This window comes from Micromonospora sp. BL1, assembly GCF_003667485.1.
In the GTDB taxonomy this organism is placed as follows: domain Bacteria; phylum Actinomycetota; class Actinomycetes; order Mycobacteriales; family Micromonosporaceae; genus Micromonospora; species Micromonospora tulbaghiae.
Map to the genome: position 1 here is coordinate 1 of NZ_RCVK01000176.1, position 15003 is coordinate 15003.

The 15003-nt window shown below is 72.0% G+C and carries 12 protein-coding genes; 8 read left to right on the forward strand and 4 right to left on the reverse strand.

What is annotated here, in order from left to right; translation table 11 throughout:
• Positions 1 to 452: 452 nt before the first annotated feature.
• On the reverse strand, positions 453 to 899 hold the full coding sequence (locus tag EAD96_RS07215) for a DUF5318 domain-containing protein (RefSeq protein WP_120572536.1): 447 nt from the start codon (positions 897 to 899) through the stop codon (positions 453 to 455).
• A 174-nt stretch (positions 900 to 1073) separates the two neighbouring features.
• Between EAD96_RS07215 and EAD96_RS07220 the strand changes: the two genes are divergently transcribed.
• Together EAD96_RS07220 and EAD96_RS07225 are read left to right on the forward strand one after the other, a co-directional pair.
• Complete coding sequence (locus tag EAD96_RS07220; RefSeq protein WP_120572535.1) at positions 1074 to 1712, forward strand: PadR family transcriptional regulator; 639 nt, start codon at positions 1074 to 1076, stop codon at positions 1710 to 1712.
• Between the two features lie 23 nt (positions 1713 to 1735).
• Positions 1736 to 2815: an inositol-3-phosphate synthase gene (locus EAD96_RS07225; protein ID WP_013289364.1), complete on the forward strand. Its 1080-nt coding sequence runs from the start codon at positions 1736 to 1738 to the stop codon at positions 2813 to 2815.
• 66 nt (positions 2816 to 2881) lie between these two features.
• Here the strand turns inward: EAD96_RS07225 and EAD96_RS07230 are convergent, their stop codons facing one another.
• Positions 2882 to 3361, reverse strand: coding sequence for a methylated-DNA--[protein]-cysteine S-methyltransferase (locus EAD96_RS07230; RefSeq protein WP_047892731.1), 480 nt, complete (start codon positions 3359 to 3361; stop codon positions 2882 to 2884).
• A 71-nt stretch (positions 3362 to 3432) separates the two neighbouring features.
• Between EAD96_RS07230 and EAD96_RS07235 the strand changes: the two genes are divergently transcribed.
• The gene (locus EAD96_RS07235) at positions 3433 to 3975 is read left to right on the forward strand and encodes a hypothetical protein (RefSeq protein ID WP_121683689.1); all 543 of its coding nucleotides are present in this window, start codon (positions 3433 to 3435) and stop codon (positions 3973 to 3975) included.
• Between the two features lie 27 nt (positions 3976 to 4002).
• The gene (locus tag EAD96_RS07240; protein WP_121683690.1) at positions 4003 to 5511 is read left to right on the forward strand and encodes a flotillin family protein; all 1509 of its coding nucleotides are present in this window, start codon (positions 4003 to 4005) and stop codon (positions 5509 to 5511) included.
• A gap of 58 nt (positions 5512 to 5569) precedes the next feature.
• On the opposite strand, the gene EAD96_RS07245 is transcribed toward EAD96_RS07240, so the two are convergent.
• Together EAD96_RS07245 and EAD96_RS07250 are read right to left on the reverse strand one after the other, a co-directional pair.
• A complete protein-coding gene (locus EAD96_RS07245) occupies positions 5570 to 7606 on the reverse strand; it encodes a S8 family serine peptidase (protein ID WP_121683691.1) in 2037 nt (678 codons plus the stop codon).
• Between the two features lie 176 nt (positions 7607 to 7782).
• The gene (locus EAD96_RS07250) at positions 7783 to 9243 is read right to left on the reverse strand and encodes a CCA tRNA nucleotidyltransferase (protein ID WP_121683692.1); all 1461 of its coding nucleotides are present in this window, start codon (positions 9241 to 9243) and stop codon (positions 7783 to 7785) included.
• Positions 9244 to 9375: 132 nt separating this feature from the next.
• Between EAD96_RS07250 and murJ the strand changes: the two genes are divergently transcribed.
• The 4 genes from murJ (at position 9376) to EAD96_RS07270 (ending at position 14830) form a co-directional block, all read left to right on the forward strand.
• Complete coding sequence (murJ, locus tag EAD96_RS07255; protein WP_121683693.1) at positions 9376 to 11124, forward strand: murein biosynthesis integral membrane protein MurJ; 1749 nt, start codon at positions 9376 to 9378, stop codon at positions 11122 to 11124.
• Between the two features lie 409 nt (positions 11125 to 11533).
• Positions 11534 to 13144 (forward strand): protein kinase family protein, encoded by a 1611-nt coding sequence (locus tag EAD96_RS07260; protein ID WP_199733087.1) that lies wholly within the window; start codon positions 11534 to 11536, stop codon positions 13142 to 13144.
• A 43-nt stretch (positions 13145 to 13187) separates the two neighbouring features.
• Positions 13188 to 13892, forward strand: coding sequence for an RNA polymerase sigma factor SigM (gene sigM, locus EAD96_RS07265; RefSeq protein ID WP_120572529.1), 705 nt, complete (start codon positions 13188 to 13190; stop codon positions 13890 to 13892).
• Positions 13889 to 14830: a hypothetical protein gene (locus tag EAD96_RS07270; protein WP_121683695.1), complete on the forward strand. Its 942-nt coding sequence runs from the start codon at positions 13889 to 13891 to the stop codon at positions 14828 to 14830. The genes sigM and EAD96_RS07270 overlap by 4 nt, the downstream gene beginning before the upstream one ends.
• The last annotated feature ends 173 nt before the right edge of the window (positions 14831 to 15003 follow it).

Below are 15003 nucleotides of genomic sequence, written 5' to 3' on the forward strand. Positions count from 1 at the left end.
GACGGGCACCGAGGCGCGGCCCGCGCCGGCCCGGCCGACCGAGGCCGAGCCTGCCGCCCCACGCGGCGCCGGAGCGGCGCCGCCGACCGAGGCCCGGCCGCCCGCGCCGTACGGTGTCGCGGAGGCGCGCGCCGAGGCGCCGCCCTCAGCCGCGCCGGACCAACCGCTCCCGCCCCGGCTCCCTTCGGAACCGGGGTCGCCGTTCGGGCCCGGGATCTGGGCCCGCCCACGCGAAGAACTGGGATCGCCGTAGTTCATTCCTCACACCCTGCCGGTCGCGGTGGGGCGCGGGGGCGCCGCCACCGGGTTGCCGTGAGCTGGAACACGGGACGTTACCCGCCGGCCGTGCCAGCGATCGCCCGTCAAATCCGATCTATTCGGACCAATTACGCGTAAGGGCTGTCGATCCTGCCACCCGGGGAATGGGCCGGCAGTGATCGGGACAGCCGCGTTCACCGTTGCGCCTCTCGCCTTCGCCGAGGGGTGGAGCCGTTGGCCGCGACCGACTCGTCCGCGTCCTCCGCCTCGCCCGCGAGGCCGTCCCGGCCGAGCAGGAACTGCTCGACGAGATGGTTCCAGTCGCAGCCGGGGCAGACCTCCACCACGAACACCTGGAACTCACGCAGCGTCATGGCCAGGACGGGCAACTCGGCCCGGGTACGCGCCTGGCCGGCCGACTGCTTGAGTTCGTCACCGTAAATGTAGTGGACGTGGATCAGGTTCTCGCTGCGGCAGATCGGGCAGCGGTGGTCGGTCGGCTCGCCGTGGAAACGAGCAGCGTTCTTCAGGTACGGCGAGGCGTCGCAGACGTCGTACGTGCCGACCCGCCCGGCGAGCAGTTCACGCAGCACAGCCCGCTTCTGAAGCGAGTAGTCGACGACCTGGCGCTGCGTACGCATGCGGCAAAGGGTACGCGCTCCGGCGAACCCAGGCGACCATGGTCACGATGCGTGAGGACCGCGTCGCGTAAGCAGGGGTTTGCCCCACCCTCACCTCTCCGCTAACGTGCGATGTATCGGTCCGATACATCGCGGTGGTTAGTGCTCCGCGCAGGGGGAAAGAGGGGATGGCCCGTGCTCGAGCTTGCCATCCTCGGCCTCTTGCAGGAGGCACCGATGCACGGCTACGAGCTGCGCAAGGAGCTGACCGCCAAGCTCGGTGCCATCCGGGCGGCGATCAGCTACGGCTCGCTCTACCCGACGCTGCGTCGGCTGCAGGCGGCGGGATGGATCGCCGAAGCCGCCGAGACACCCGCGACCGCCGAGGAGGTACCCGCGCTGACCAGCCGACGCGGTCGGGTGGTCTACACCATTACCGCGGAGGGCAAGGAACGCTTCGCCCAGCTCATAGCGCAGGCTGGACCCGAGACGTACGACGACACGGGCTTCGGCGTGCACTTCGCGTTCTTCGCCCGGACCGACCAGGCCACCCGGCTCCGGATCCTGGAAGGTCGTCGCCGCAAGATCGAGGAACGTCGCGAAGGTCTTCGTGACGTGCTCGGCCGGGCAGCCGAGCGCCTCGACGCGTACACCCTGGAACTGCAACGCCACGGGCTCGACGCCTGTGAGCGCGAGGTCCGCTGGCTGGAGGAGCTCATCGCCAACGAGCGCTCCGGCCGGGCCCCGGCCGACCCGCGACCCGGGACGGCCGGTGGCCGAGGAGACAACGACAGCCCGCCCACGCCTGGAACGTCCAGGACAGAGCGGCCGTGATGAAGAAGAAGGAGGCAGACGCTATGGGCTCCGTCCGCGTCGCCATCGTCGGTGTGGGTAACTGCGCCTCGTCCCTCGTACAGGGCGTGGAGTACTACCGGAACGCCGACCCGAACGACCGCGTCCCGGGTCTCATGCACGTCACCTTCGGCGACTACCACGTCTCGGACGTGAAGTTCGTCGCGGCGTTCGACGTGGACGCCAAGAAGGTGGGCATGGACCTCGCGGAGGCGATCGTCGCCAGCGAGAACAACACGATCAAGCTGTGCGACGTGCCGCCGACCGGCGTCACCGTGCAGCGCGGCCCGACCTTCGACGGTCTCGGCCAGTACTACCGCGAGATCGTCGAGGAGTCGGACGCCAAGCCGGTCGACGTGGCGCAGGCGCTGCGCGACGCGCAGGTCGACGTGGTCGTCTCCTACCTCCCGGTGGGCTCCGAGGAGGCCGACAAGTTCTACGCCCAGGCCGCGATCGACGCCGGCTGCGCGTTCGTGAACGCCCTGCCGGTCTTCATCGCCTCCGACCCGGAGTGGGCGAAGAAGTTCACCGACGCCGGCCTGCCGATCGTCGGCGACGACATCAAGAGCCAGGTCGGTGCCACCATCGTGCACCGCGCCCTGGCGAAGCTCTTCGAGGACCGCGGGGTCGAGCTGCTGCGCACGTACCAGCTCAACTTCGGCGGCAACATGGACTTCATGAACATGCTGGAGCGCAACCGCCTGGTCTCGAAGAAGATCTCGAAGACCCAGTCGGTGACCTCCCAGATCCCGCACGAGATGAGCAAGAGCGACGTGCACATCGGCCCGTCCGACCACGTGCCGTGGCTGGACGACCGCAAGTGGGCGTACATCCGCCTGGAGGGCCGCTCCTTCGGTGACACCCCGCTCAACGCGGAGCTGAAGCTCGAGGTGTGGGACTCGCCGAACTCGGCCGGTGTCATCATCGACGCCGTCCGCGCCGCGAAGATCGCGCTGGACCGGAAGATCGGTGGCCCGATCCTCTCCGCCTCCTCGTACTTCATGAAGTCCCCGCCGGAGCAGTACGCCGACCACGACGCGCACGCCGCCGTCGAGGCGTTCATCGCCGGCGAGATCGAGCGCTGACACGCAGCACGAGCACGAGGAAGAAGGCCGGGTCCGCGCGGACCCGGCCTTCTTTCTTCGCGTACGTCAGGACCAGGCTCGCCGCAGCGCCACCGAGGCCTCCAGCTCCAGCAGTGTCACCTTGCGCGGCAGCCCGCCACCGAAGCCGACCAGCTTGCCGCCCGCACCGACGATCCGGTGACAGGGCACGATCACCGGCACCGGATTGCGGTTGCAGGCCACCCCGACCGCCCGGGCGCCGCCGGGATCTCCGACCGCCTTCGCCACCTCGCCGTAGGTCTTCGTCTCCCCGTACGGGATGCGGGTCATCTCCCGCCACACCGCGCGCTCGAACTCCGAGCCCCGGGGCGCCGACACCGGCACTGTGAACTCGGTCAGCTCACCGGCGAAGTACGCCCGCAGCTCCGCCACCGCCAGCCGGGCCACCGCGTCACCGGGTTCGTCGGCCGCCCCGTCCACCCGGCCGAAGTGCGCGCCGCGCACCGCGTCGTCGTCGGTGCCGACGGAGAACTCCCCGATCGGCGAGTCGAGCACGGTCCAGCGCATGCCACCCATTGTCGCGCGCCCACGGACATTGCCTCGCTGAGGGCGGGCTGGACGACCGCTGAGCGAAGTCGATGTTGCACGGCGTCGATACCGTGCAGGTCATGGCCACCGGGACGCTCATCTTCCTGATCATCGGCGGGGTCGGTGTCGGCGTGCTGACGCTCGCCCTGCTCGGCTCGGGAGTGCTCCACCTCGGCCAGCCGGACGTCGACGGGCCGGTGTCGCTGGAGGCGGCCGCCGGGTTCACCGGGGCGTTCGGTTTCGGCGGCGCGATCGTCAACGAACTGCTCGGGGGCCGTACCCCCGGAATGATCGCGGCGGCGGTGGTCGGCGGCGTGCTCGCGGCCGTGCCCACCGGCTGGCTGGCGGCGCGGCTGAGCCGCGCGGCCCGCAACATGCGCACCGACGCCACACCCACCCGCGACCACCTGGCCGGCGCGATCGGCCTGGTGGTGACGCCGATCCCCAGCGGCGGCTACGGCGAGGTGCGGGTCCGCCTCGCCGGCCAGCCGGTGAAGCTCAACGCCCGCGCCGACGGGCCGATGCCGGTCGGCACCCGGATCTTCGTGGTCGAAGCACTGAGCGAGACCAGCGTGCACGTCGAGACCTACTGACACACCACCACACAGACGGGAACGCCCATGCCCCTGCTCGTCGCCATCGGCGGCGCGGTCCTCCTCGCCGTCGTCCTCGTCCTCTTCGTGTTGTCCCGGATCAAGGTGGCCGGGCCGAACCAGGCGTTCATCGTCACCGGCCGCAAGGGCCGCACCACCCAGTCCGCCGACGGAGCCCGCTCCACCGACATGTCCGGGCAGAAGGTCGTGCTCGGCGCCTCGGTCTTCGTGCTGCCGGTGGTGCAGAAGCTCCAGTCGCTCGACCTGTCCAGCCGCCGGATCGACGTCAGCATCCGCGGCGCGGTGAGCAAGCAGGGCATCCGCACCGAGCTGCACGGGGTGGCGATCGTGAAGGTCGGCGGCACCGAGGACGCGATCCGCGCCGCCGCCCAGCGCTTCCTGAACCAGCAGGAGGAGATCGACAACTTCACCCGCGAGGTGCTCGCCGGCGCGCTGCGCTCGATCGTCGGGCGGCTCACCGTCGAGGAGATCATCCGGGATCGGGCGGCGTTCGCCAGCGCGGTCGCCGAGGAGGCCGAGCACTCGATGACCAACCAGGGCCTGGTGCTGGACACGTTCCAACTCCAGGACATCTCGGCCGAGGGCTCCTACCTCCAGGACCTGGGGCGGCCCGAGGCGGCCCGGGTGCTCAAGGACGCGGCCATCGCCGAGGCGCGGGCACGGCAGCAGGCCGAACAGGAGCGGCTGCTCGCCGAGGAGGCGATCGCCGAGGCGAACCGGAACCTGGCGCTCAAGCAGGCCGGCATCCAGGCCGAGATCGACGCGGCGAAGGCGAAGTCGGCCGCGGCCGGTCCGCTCGCCCAGGCCGAGCGGGACCAGGCGATCCTCTCCGAGCAGCAGAAGGTGGCCGAGCGCAACGCCGAGCTGAAGCAGCGCCAGCTCGACACCGAGGTGCGCAAGCCGGCCGACGCGGCCCGGTACAAGGTCGAGCAGGAGGCCGAGGCGAACCGCAACGCGGCGGTGCTCAACGCCGACGCGCAGCGGCAGGCCACCATCGCCGCCGCGCAGGCGTCCGCCGAGCAGGCCCGCCTCACCGGTGAGGGCGAGCGGGCCCGCCGGGCCGCGCTGGCCGAGGCGAACGCGATCGAGGGCGCCAAGGAGGGCGAGGCCGAGCAGCGCCGCCGTTCCGCGATCGCCGAGGCGGTCGAGCGCGAGGGCCAGGCCGAGGCCGCGGCCATCCTCGCCAAGGGTCAGGCCGAGGCCGACGCGATGGCCCGCAAGGCCGAGGCGTTCGCCGCGTACGGCGAGGCGGCCGTGCTGGACCTGCTGGTCAAGGTGCTGCCCGAGGTGGTCGGCGCGGCCAGCGCCCCGATCGGCGCGATCGACAAGATGACTGTGATCTCCACCGACGGCGCGTCGTCGCTGACCAAGTCGGTGGCCGGAAACGTCGCCCAGGGCCTGCAGCTCGGCAGCGACCTGACCGGCATCGACCTGGCCGGCCTGCTGGCCCGGCTGGGCAGCAGCGCGCAGAACAACGGCAAGAACACTGTGGACGGCACCACCGTCACCCAGTGACGACGGACGCCCGCCGGTTCCCCTCGGGGAGCCGGCGGGCGTCGTGCGGTGGTACGGATCAGAGCACGGCGATGACGAACTTCTCGCCCTCGCCCAGATCGAAGGGCGGGCCGCCCCAGTCGATGGTCCGGCTGGCGATGAGCTGGCTGGTACCGGCGCTGCCTGCGGTGACCGCCTTCTCGTTGACGTTCGCGTACAGGTAGACCGAGCCGTCGGCGTTGTAGTGCAGGAGCGACAGCCCTTCCCACGCGCCGATCGAGGCACCCCGGGCGATCAGCGGCTTCGCCCCGGCGCTCTCCGCCGTCACGAACTTGCCGTTGATCTGGGCCTTCAGGCCGAAGGTGCCGAAGCCGTCACCGACGCTCACCAGCTCGTACTTCTCCCAGGCACCGACGGTCGCGGAGCGGGCGATCAGCGGCTTCGCCCCGGCACTCTCCGCCGTCACGAACTTGCCGCTGACCACCGACTTGATGCTCACGAGCGGCGCCGGGGCGTCGAAGTCGAACTTCTCGGCGGTGCCGATCGCGGTCTTGCTCGCGATCAGCGGCGAGGTGGCGCTGGGCGCGGTGACGTACCTGCCGTTGATCGCCGCCTTCAGGCTGATCGTGCCGTCGGTGTTGTCGACGATCTGGAACTTCTCCCAGGCGCCGATGGTGGCCGAGCGGGCGATCAGCGGCTTCGCCCCGGCGCTCTCCGCCGTGACGAACTTGTTCGTGACCCGCGCCCGCAGGCCGAACAGGCCCCCGCCGGCGTCGACCACGTCGTACTTCTCCCAGGCCCCGATGGCGGTGCCGCGGGCGATCAGCGGCTTCGCCCCGGCGCTCTCCGCGGTGACGTACCGGCCGTTGACCCGGGCCTTGAGCCCGTACGAGCCGCGGGCCGTCGCCGCCGCGCCGATGTGCAGCAGCCGGTCGGTGGAGCCCATGATGTCGTGCACCGCCCCGCCGATGCCGGTGGTCACGACCGAGTCCCGCACCTGCTGCGGCGACCAGTCCGGGTGCTCCTCCAGCAGCAGCGCGGCGGCGCCCGCCACGTGCGGGGAGGCCATCGAGGTGCCGCTCATCGACTCCGAGCCGGCGCTGGTGCCGGCCTTGGCCGAGACGATGCCGGTGCCCGGGGCGAACAGGTCCAGGCAGCGGCCGTAGTTGGAGAACCAGGCACGCATGTCCACCCGGTCGGTGGCGCCGACGGTGATGGCGGCGGGCACGCTCGCCGGCGAGGACTCGCAGGCGTTCGCCATGATGTTGCCGGCGGCGACCGTGTACGTGATGCCGGAAGCGATCGAGCGGGCGACCGCGTCGTTCACGGCCTGGTCGACGCGGCCGACGCCGAGGCTCATGTTCGCGACGGAGGGCCCCGTGGCGTTGGTGGTGACCCATTCGATGCCGGCGATCACCTGCTCGCTGTCGCCCTCGCCGTCGCAGTTGAGGACCCGGACGGCGACCAGCTCGACGGCCTTCGCGACGCCGTACGTCGTACCGCCGATCGTGCCCGCCACGTGGGTGCCGTGCCCGTGGCAGTCCTGGGCGACGTCGTCCTGCTCGACCGCGTCGTAGCCGTTGCCGGCCCGCCCGTCGAAGTCCTGGTGGTCGATGTCGATACCGGTGTCGATCACATAGGCGGTCACCCCGGCGCCGGTCGCCGGATAGGTGTACCTGCCGTCGGTCCGGGTCTTGAGCTGGTCGATGCGGTCCAGGCCCCACGGCGGGGTGGTCTGGGTGCCGGCGGTGCTCCAGCGCTGGACCTGCTGGACGTACTCGACGTCCGGGTCGGCGGCGAGCCGCGCGGCCTGCCGGACGTCCATCGTGGCGGAGTAGCCGTTCAGCGCCTTGCCGAAGACCCGGCGGACGGTGCCGCCGTGCTCGTCGGCCAGCGCGGACGCGGCGGACTTCACCTTGGCCGGGGTGGTCTTGCCCTTCTTGAGGACCACGATGTAGCGGCCGGGCACCGCCTCGGCCGTGCCGGCGCCGCGGACCGACTGTCGCTTCGGGTCGGCCAGGGCCGGGCCGGCGACTGTGGCGCAGAGTATGGAGGTGGCGCTGGTGAGGGCGATCCCCACGAGCGCGGAGCGGCGCAGGCCGCCGTGACGTGTCATGAATTGACTCCCCGTGTCCAGCGACCGTCCGGAGCGGACGGGCGGATGAGATCGGACAGCCACATCTGTCGATTCGGCGGCTGCCGATGACTCATCATGCGGGAGACATCGACCGGAACGGGTCAACCGATCGGTCGACACGCCGCCGTATCGTCGTCAGATCACGGACGCCGGTCTCAGCCGGTGATGCCCTCGTCGCGCGCCCAGCGCAGCAGCTCCGCCTCGGCCTCGTCGCGGTCCAGCGGGCCCCGCTCCAGGCGCAGCTCCTTGAGGTACTGCCAGGCGCGACCGACCACCGGCCCCGGCGGTACGCCGAGCAGCTCCATGATCGCGTTGCCGTCCAGGTCGGGCCGGACCCGGGCCAGGTCCTCCTCGGCGGCGATCCGGGAGATCCGCTCCTCCAGCGCGTCGTAGTCGGCCGCGAGCTGGGCCGCCTTGCGCCGGTTGCGGGTGGTGCAGTCGGAGCGGGTCAGCTTGTGCAGGCGGGACAGCAGGTCACCGGCGTCGGTGACGTACCGGCGCACCGCCGAGTCGGTCCACTCGCCGCGGCCGTACCCGTAGAAGCGCAGGTGCAGCCCGACCAGCTTGACCACCTGGGAGGTGATCTCCTTGGAGTAGCGCAGCGCCTTCATCCGGTTCTTGGTCAGCCGGGCGCCGACCACCTCGTGGTGGTGGAAGCTGACCCGGCCGTCCGCGCCGACCGCCTTGGTGGCGGGCTTGCCGACGTCGTGCATCAGCGCGGCCATGCGCAGCACGAAGTCGCAGCCGTCGGACTCCATCGACATGGCGTTGCTGACCACTGTGAGCGTGTGCTCGTAGACGTCCTTGTGCTGGGCGTGCTCGTCGATGGTGAGCTTGAGGCCGGTCAGCTCGGGCAGGAAGCGCTCGGCCAGCCCGGTGTCGACCAGCAGGCGCAGCCCGGTGATCGGGTCGGCGCCGCAGAGCAGCTTGGTGAACTCGTCCCGGATCCGCTCGGCGGTGATCCGGTCCAGGTCCGCGGCCATCTCGGTCATCGCCGCACGGACGTCCGGGTGGACGGCGAAGCGGAGCTGGGCGGCGAACCGGGCCGCGCGCAGCATCCGCAGGGGGTCGTCGCGGAACGACTCCTGCGGCGTCCCGGGGGTACGAATGATCTTGGCGGCGAGGTCGGCCAGCCCGCCGTACGGGTCGGTGAACCGGTGGTCGGGCAGGCTGACCGCCATCGCGTTGACTGTGAAGTCGCGGCGCTTGAGGTCTTCGGTCAGGCTGGTGCCGTACTGCACCACCGGGTTGCGGCTGACCTGGTCGTAGACCTCCGCGCGGAACGTCGTGATCTCCAGGTTGAGGCCGTCGCGCTGGCAGGCGATGGTGCCGAACTCGCGTCCGGTCTCCCAGATCGACTCGGCCCACCCGCGGATGACCTTGATGGTTTCGTCCGGGTGGGCGTCGGTGCAGAAGTCGAGGTCGTTGCCGAGCCGGCCGAGCAGCGCGTCGCGGACGGATCCGCCCACCAGGTGCAGTTCGTGACCGGCCTGGGCGAAGCGCCGGCCCAGCTCGTCGGCGACCGGTGAGACTCGGAGCAGTTCGGCGACGGCGTTGCGCTGCGCGGCGGTCAGTTCGCGGCGGTCGGCGGCGTGGGAGGCGGAGGCTTCGGACATGGGATCGCCAGCCTATCGGGCCGGAGGTGGATCGACCGCGCCGGGCGCGGGTAACGGGCCCGGGTTGACTAAGGTTCCGGTTGGGCGGGGCCGGCCGGGCCCGGTCGCCACGTACCCCTTGGAGGCTGGCAGATGAGCGGCGGGCTCTACCGCAGCGCGAACGCGCACGGCGGCGGCCTGCCGCCGGACGACGGCGCCACCTTCATCTCCGCCGAGCCGCTGAACCAGCCCGGCGTCGAGGCCGTCGCGCCGCCGCAGGAGGTGGTCGCCGAGACCAGCGCCGCGGCGAACAGCGCGGTGATGGCCATCGGCAGCCTGGTGAGCCGGGGTACGGGCTTCATCCGCAACCTGATGATCGGTGCCGCGCTCGGCACCATGGTCGGTGACGCGTTCACCACCGCCCAGTTCCTGCCCAACCAGGTGTACGAGTTCCTGCTCGGCGGCGTGCTGACGAGCGTCCTGGTTCCGGTGCTGGTCCGCCGCCGCAAGATCGACGCGGACCGGGGCGAGGCGTACGCACAGCGCCTGCTGACCCTCGCGGTGCTGGCGCTCGCCGCGACCGCGCTGATCGCGGTGCTGCTGGCCCCGGTGCTGACCGCCGTGTACGCGGCCGGTGGCGACGACCCGGCGTACACCACGCTCGTCACCCGGCTGTCGTACCTGATGCTGCCGATGCTGTTCTTCACCGGCATCAGCGCGTTGATCGCCGCGGTGCTGAACACGCGCGGGCACTTCGCCGCCCCGATGTGGGCGCCGATCCTCAACAACCTCGTCTCGATCGGCACGTTCGGCCTGTACATCGTCGTCTTCGGCGCGACCGGCCTCCGGCCCGACGAGGTGGGCTGGGACCGGATCCTGCTGGTCGGCGGCGGCACGCTGCTGGGCGTGGCGGTGCAGGCGGTCGGACTGCTGCCCGCGCTGCGCAAGGTCGGCTTCCGGTGGAAGGCGCGGTTCGACTTCCGCGAGCTGGGGCTGCGCGAGCTGGCCCGGCTCGGCGCCTGGATGTTCTGCTACGTCGCGGTCAACCAGCTCGGCCTCTTCGTGGTGGTCAACCTGCTCAACCGGGCCACCGGCGGGGACGGCGAGAACGCCGGCCTGCTGATCTACAACAACGTGTTCCTGCTGCTGATGATGGCGCACGGCATCATCGCCGTCTCGATCATCACCGCGCTGATGCCCCGGATGAGCGCGGCTGCGGCCGAGAACCGGTTCCACGACGTCACCGCCGACCTGTCCCGGGGCACCCGGATGGTCACCGCGGTGCTCGCACCCATCGCGGTCTGCTACGCGGTGCTGGCCGCCCCGATCTCGGTGGTGGTGTTCCGGTACGGCGCGTTCACCGGCGACAACGCGGTGGCCACCTCGACCGTGCTGCTGGTGGCGGCGCTCGGCCTGGTGCCGTTCGCGGTGAGCCAGCTCTTCACGTTCGCGTTCTACGCGCTGCCGGACACCCGCACCCCGGCTCTGATCAACATTCCGGTGGTGGCGCTGCGCGTCCTGCTCCAGGTGGGCCTGTTCCTGCTCTTCTCGAACACGTTCGCGGCGGCCGGGATGATGCTCGGCAACGCGGTGTCGTACCTGGCGGCGGCGATCATCTCGGCGATGCTGCTGCGGCCCCGGGTGGGCCGGATCGGGCTGGGCGGGATCATGCGGACGCTCGGGCGGGTGGTCGTGGCGGCGCTCGGCGCCGCGCTCGTCGGCGTACTCGTGGTCGCGGTGCTCCCCGGCGACCCGGCGAGCCTGAGCTGGCTCGCCGCGGCGGTCCAGTTGGTGATCGGCGGCGCGGCGATCGGCGCGACCTACCTCGGGCTCGCCATGGTGCTGCGGATCGGCGAGATCACCGAGGTGGTCGGGATGGTCCGGCGGCGCCTCGGGCGTTGACCCCCTCGGTGACCGACGGTGAACGAGGATCACCAGGCTGGGGATACGGCTGTGGATAACTTGGAATTCCGCCGTCCAATGGGCCTCTCGGCCTGTGGACAACCAACCGTACGGATGAGGGAGCGCAGGCCGGGGCGGGGAAAACCTTCCCGCCGCCGCACCGGTACGCCCCTGTGCCGCTTCCTTGCCGTCAACCTTTAGATTGGCGGTGCGTGTCCGGCTCGCCCGCCGGGTGGGCGGGCGACCCGGCCGGGGCCCGTGGCGACTGGCCTTCCGGCCGGTCACAGCGGGAAGATGACATGTCGGAGAACCGGGCATCCCGGGTAAGGTCGCTCTCGACGGGTACGACCGGGATCGACGCGGGTGTCGACACCGCGGCCGTTCCACCGAAGGTAGAGCGGGAAGCCACATGCCCAGCAGCACGGGTCCATCGATCGACGCGATCACCGAGGGAGGACGGGTGACCCAGGTCGGCGAGGGTCAGGAAGCGGAGGAGACCTCTCCTGCGGTCGTGACCTTCGGTGCTCCCACGGTCGGTGAGCTGCTCGCGGAGCGGTACGAACTGGTCGAGCACATCAACAACGACAGCGCGGGCCGGCTGGTCTGGCGCGGTGTCGACGTGGTGCTCCGCCGTCCCGTCGCCGTGGTCCTCCGCTACCCGGGTGGCGACTCCGCCACCGAGATGCTTCAGGCCGCGGTCGCCGCGAGCCGCGTCATCCACCCCAATCTCGTCGGCGTCTACGACGCGATCGACGAGGACGACCGGGCCTACGTGGTCCGCGAGTGGGTCGACGGGCAGTCGCTGCGCGAAATGGTCGCCGCCGACGGGCCGCTGGACCCGGCCCGGGCCACCGCTATCGGCAACGCCGTCGCCAGTGCCCTCGCCGCCGTGCACGCCACCGGCATGGTGCACGGCAACCTCCACCCCGGCACCGTCATGATCAGCGACGACGGCCGGGTGGTGCTCGCCGACGCGCGTACCGACGGTGCGGACAGCCAGGAGAACGACCTGCGCGCGGTCGGCGGGGTGCTCTACTTCGCCCTGACCGGGCACTGGCCGCACGGCGAGGCCCCGCTGCACGGCGCCACCGCCGGGCACGGCCGCGCCGCCCTGCCGGACGCCGTCCGCGACGCCGGCGGCGCGATCGCCGCGCCCCGGCAGATGCGCGCCGGTGTGCCCGCCTACCTCGACGACCTCACCATGGACCTGCTCGACCCGGAGATCGCGCCGCCGTCGTCGGACGTGCTGGCCGCCGAGCTGAGCCGGCTCGACATCCCGGCCGACGAGCAGTTCCTGGAGCAGGCCGGCCCGCTGCGTTTCACCGCCGAGCCCGGCGAGGAGCCCTCCCCGCTGGCCGCGGCCGGCGGTCGCAAGGTCGCCGTCGGCATCGCCGGTCTGCTGGCTGTGGCCCTGGTCGGGCTGCTCATCGGCATCAACGCGCTCGGTGGTGGCGACGACGGCGGCAAGGAGCCGGTCGCCCAGCCGTCGAACAGCGCGCCGGCCACCGGGGGCGGGGACGAGCCCGCCGCGCAGGTCCGCAAGCTCACCATCGAGGCCGTACGGATCATCGACCCGGACGGCGACCGCGCCGAGGTGCGCAACGCCGAGAAGGTGATCGACGGGAACGACGACGAGGGCTGGGAAACCAACAGCTACCGCAACAACGGCAAGTTCGGCGGGATCAAGAAGGGCATGGGCGTCTGGATCGACCTGGGCGCCCCGCACTCGGTCAAGCAGCTGGAGGCCACGCTGTCGGCCACCGGCGCCACCGTCGAGCTGCGCACCGGCGCTCGCGGCGACTTCCCGTCCACCTCCGCCGGCGACAAGCAGCTGGTCAACGCCTACTCGACGTTGATCGGGCCGCCGAACGAGGACGGCGGCACCAAGATGATCTTCAACGCCTTCGAGCCCGACCAGAAGTACCAGTACCTGCTGTTCTGGATCACCAAGCTGCCGGCGAAGGACAGCGGCAGCGGCTGGAAGCTCGGCGTCCAGGAGATCGTGGTCCAGGGCTCGTGACCCGGCCGCCGTCCCCGTCGCGCCACCTCCCCCGGATGTGGTGATGGCGGAACGCGACGGCGCGCAGCCCGGCCGCTCCGACCTGGAGTTGCTCCGGGCGCACGCGGCGGGTGACCGGGACGCCTTCACCGAGCTGTTCCAGCGGCACCGGGACCGCCTCTGGGCGGTCGCGCTGCGGACGATCGGCGACCGCGAGGAGGCCGCCGACGCCCTCCAGGACGCCATGCTGTCGGCGCACCGCGCGGCGGCCCGGTTCCGGGGCGACTCGGCGGTCACCACCTGGCTGCACCGCATCGTGGTGAACGCCTGCCTGGACCGGATCCGGCGACGCCAGACCCACGCCACCGTGCCGCTGCCCGACGGCGTGCACACCGACGGCGAACCGGGCCGGCACACCGGCGGTCCGGAACCGGCCGCGCCGGCCCACGACCACGACACCGCGCTCGTGGTCCGGCAGGCGCTCGCGGCACTGCCCGCCGAACAGCGGGCCGCGCTGGTGCTGGTCGACGTGCAGGGCTACCCGGTGGCCGAGGTCGCCGCCATGCTCGGCGTCGCCGAGGGCACCGTGAAGAGCCGGTGCGCCCGGGGCCGGGCCCGCCTCGCCGTGCTGCTCGGCCACCTGCGTACCGGCACCGACGCACCGGCCGGCGACGTGCCGCGGCTCACCTCCGGGAACCGCAGGCGCCCCGAGGGCGTCGGATCCTCGTCGGGAGCGTCCCGTCAGGCCGTCAGCCAGGAGGAGCCGTGACTTCCCGGGAGTTCAGCGAGGTCGACCACGACCTGCTCGCCGACTACCTCGGCGGGGCGCTGGACGGCACCCCCGAGCAGGCGACAGTGGCCCGGCTGGTCGAGCAGGACCCGGCGTGGCGTGCCGCGTACGAGAATCTCGCCGACGCGGTCGACCTGGTCGGCGCCGACCTGGCCGGCTGGGCCGCGGCCCCCGCGCCGGAGATGCCCCAGGTGGTGGCCGACCGGATCACCGCGGCGCTCGCCGGGGCCGGACCCGCGCTGCGCGACGGCACACCGGTCGTCCCGGCGCAGTCCGGCGGCGCGAGCCGACCACCCGGCACGGCCCCCCGTACCGACCGGCACAGCGGCCCCGGCCGTCGTCCCCGGCGCTGGGCCCGCATCGCCGGGCCGGTGGCCCTGGCCGCCGCCTCGGTCGCCGCGGTGGGGCTCGGTGTCGGCCGGCTGGCCGACCCGGGCGACAGCGGTACGGCCGACCAGGCGGCCCGGGAGGCGGCGCCGATGGTCGGCGCGCCGTACCGGACGACCGGACCGGCAGTGCGCAGCGGCACCGACTGGACACCGGAACGCCTCGCCGCAAGCGGGGCGTTCGCCGGGACGAAGTCGAATCCGGGGGACATGGCCGCGGCGTCCGGCGCGGCGAAGGACGGCGCGGAGACGCCCCTGCCCGGCGCGCCTGAGCGCCTCAGCGCCCTCGGCGGGCTGGACCGGCTGACCCGGCCGGAGACGCTCGCCGCTTGCCTCACCGCGATCGGGGTCGAGCACGCCGCCGGGCCGCTCACCGTGAACATGGTCGACTACGCCCGGTTCCAGGGTGCCCCGGCGCTCGTGGTGACGTTCGCGGACGCGGGCGGCGCCCGCTGGGGCTGGGTGAGCGGACCGGAGTGCGGGGTACCCGGGTCCGGCGCGGACACGCGGTTCCGGACGCGGGTAGGGTGAAAACGCGGTCACGACGCTTGTCCCGCCACGTGACCTGACCCACCGGATGACCGGCTCGGGAATCCCCGCTTCGTACGATGACGTTCTGCAAGTCAGGCGCCGGCGCCCCTAGAGCCGTCGGCACTCGGGATCGACATCGGTGCGGCCGGTGACGAACACACACATCGGGAGAC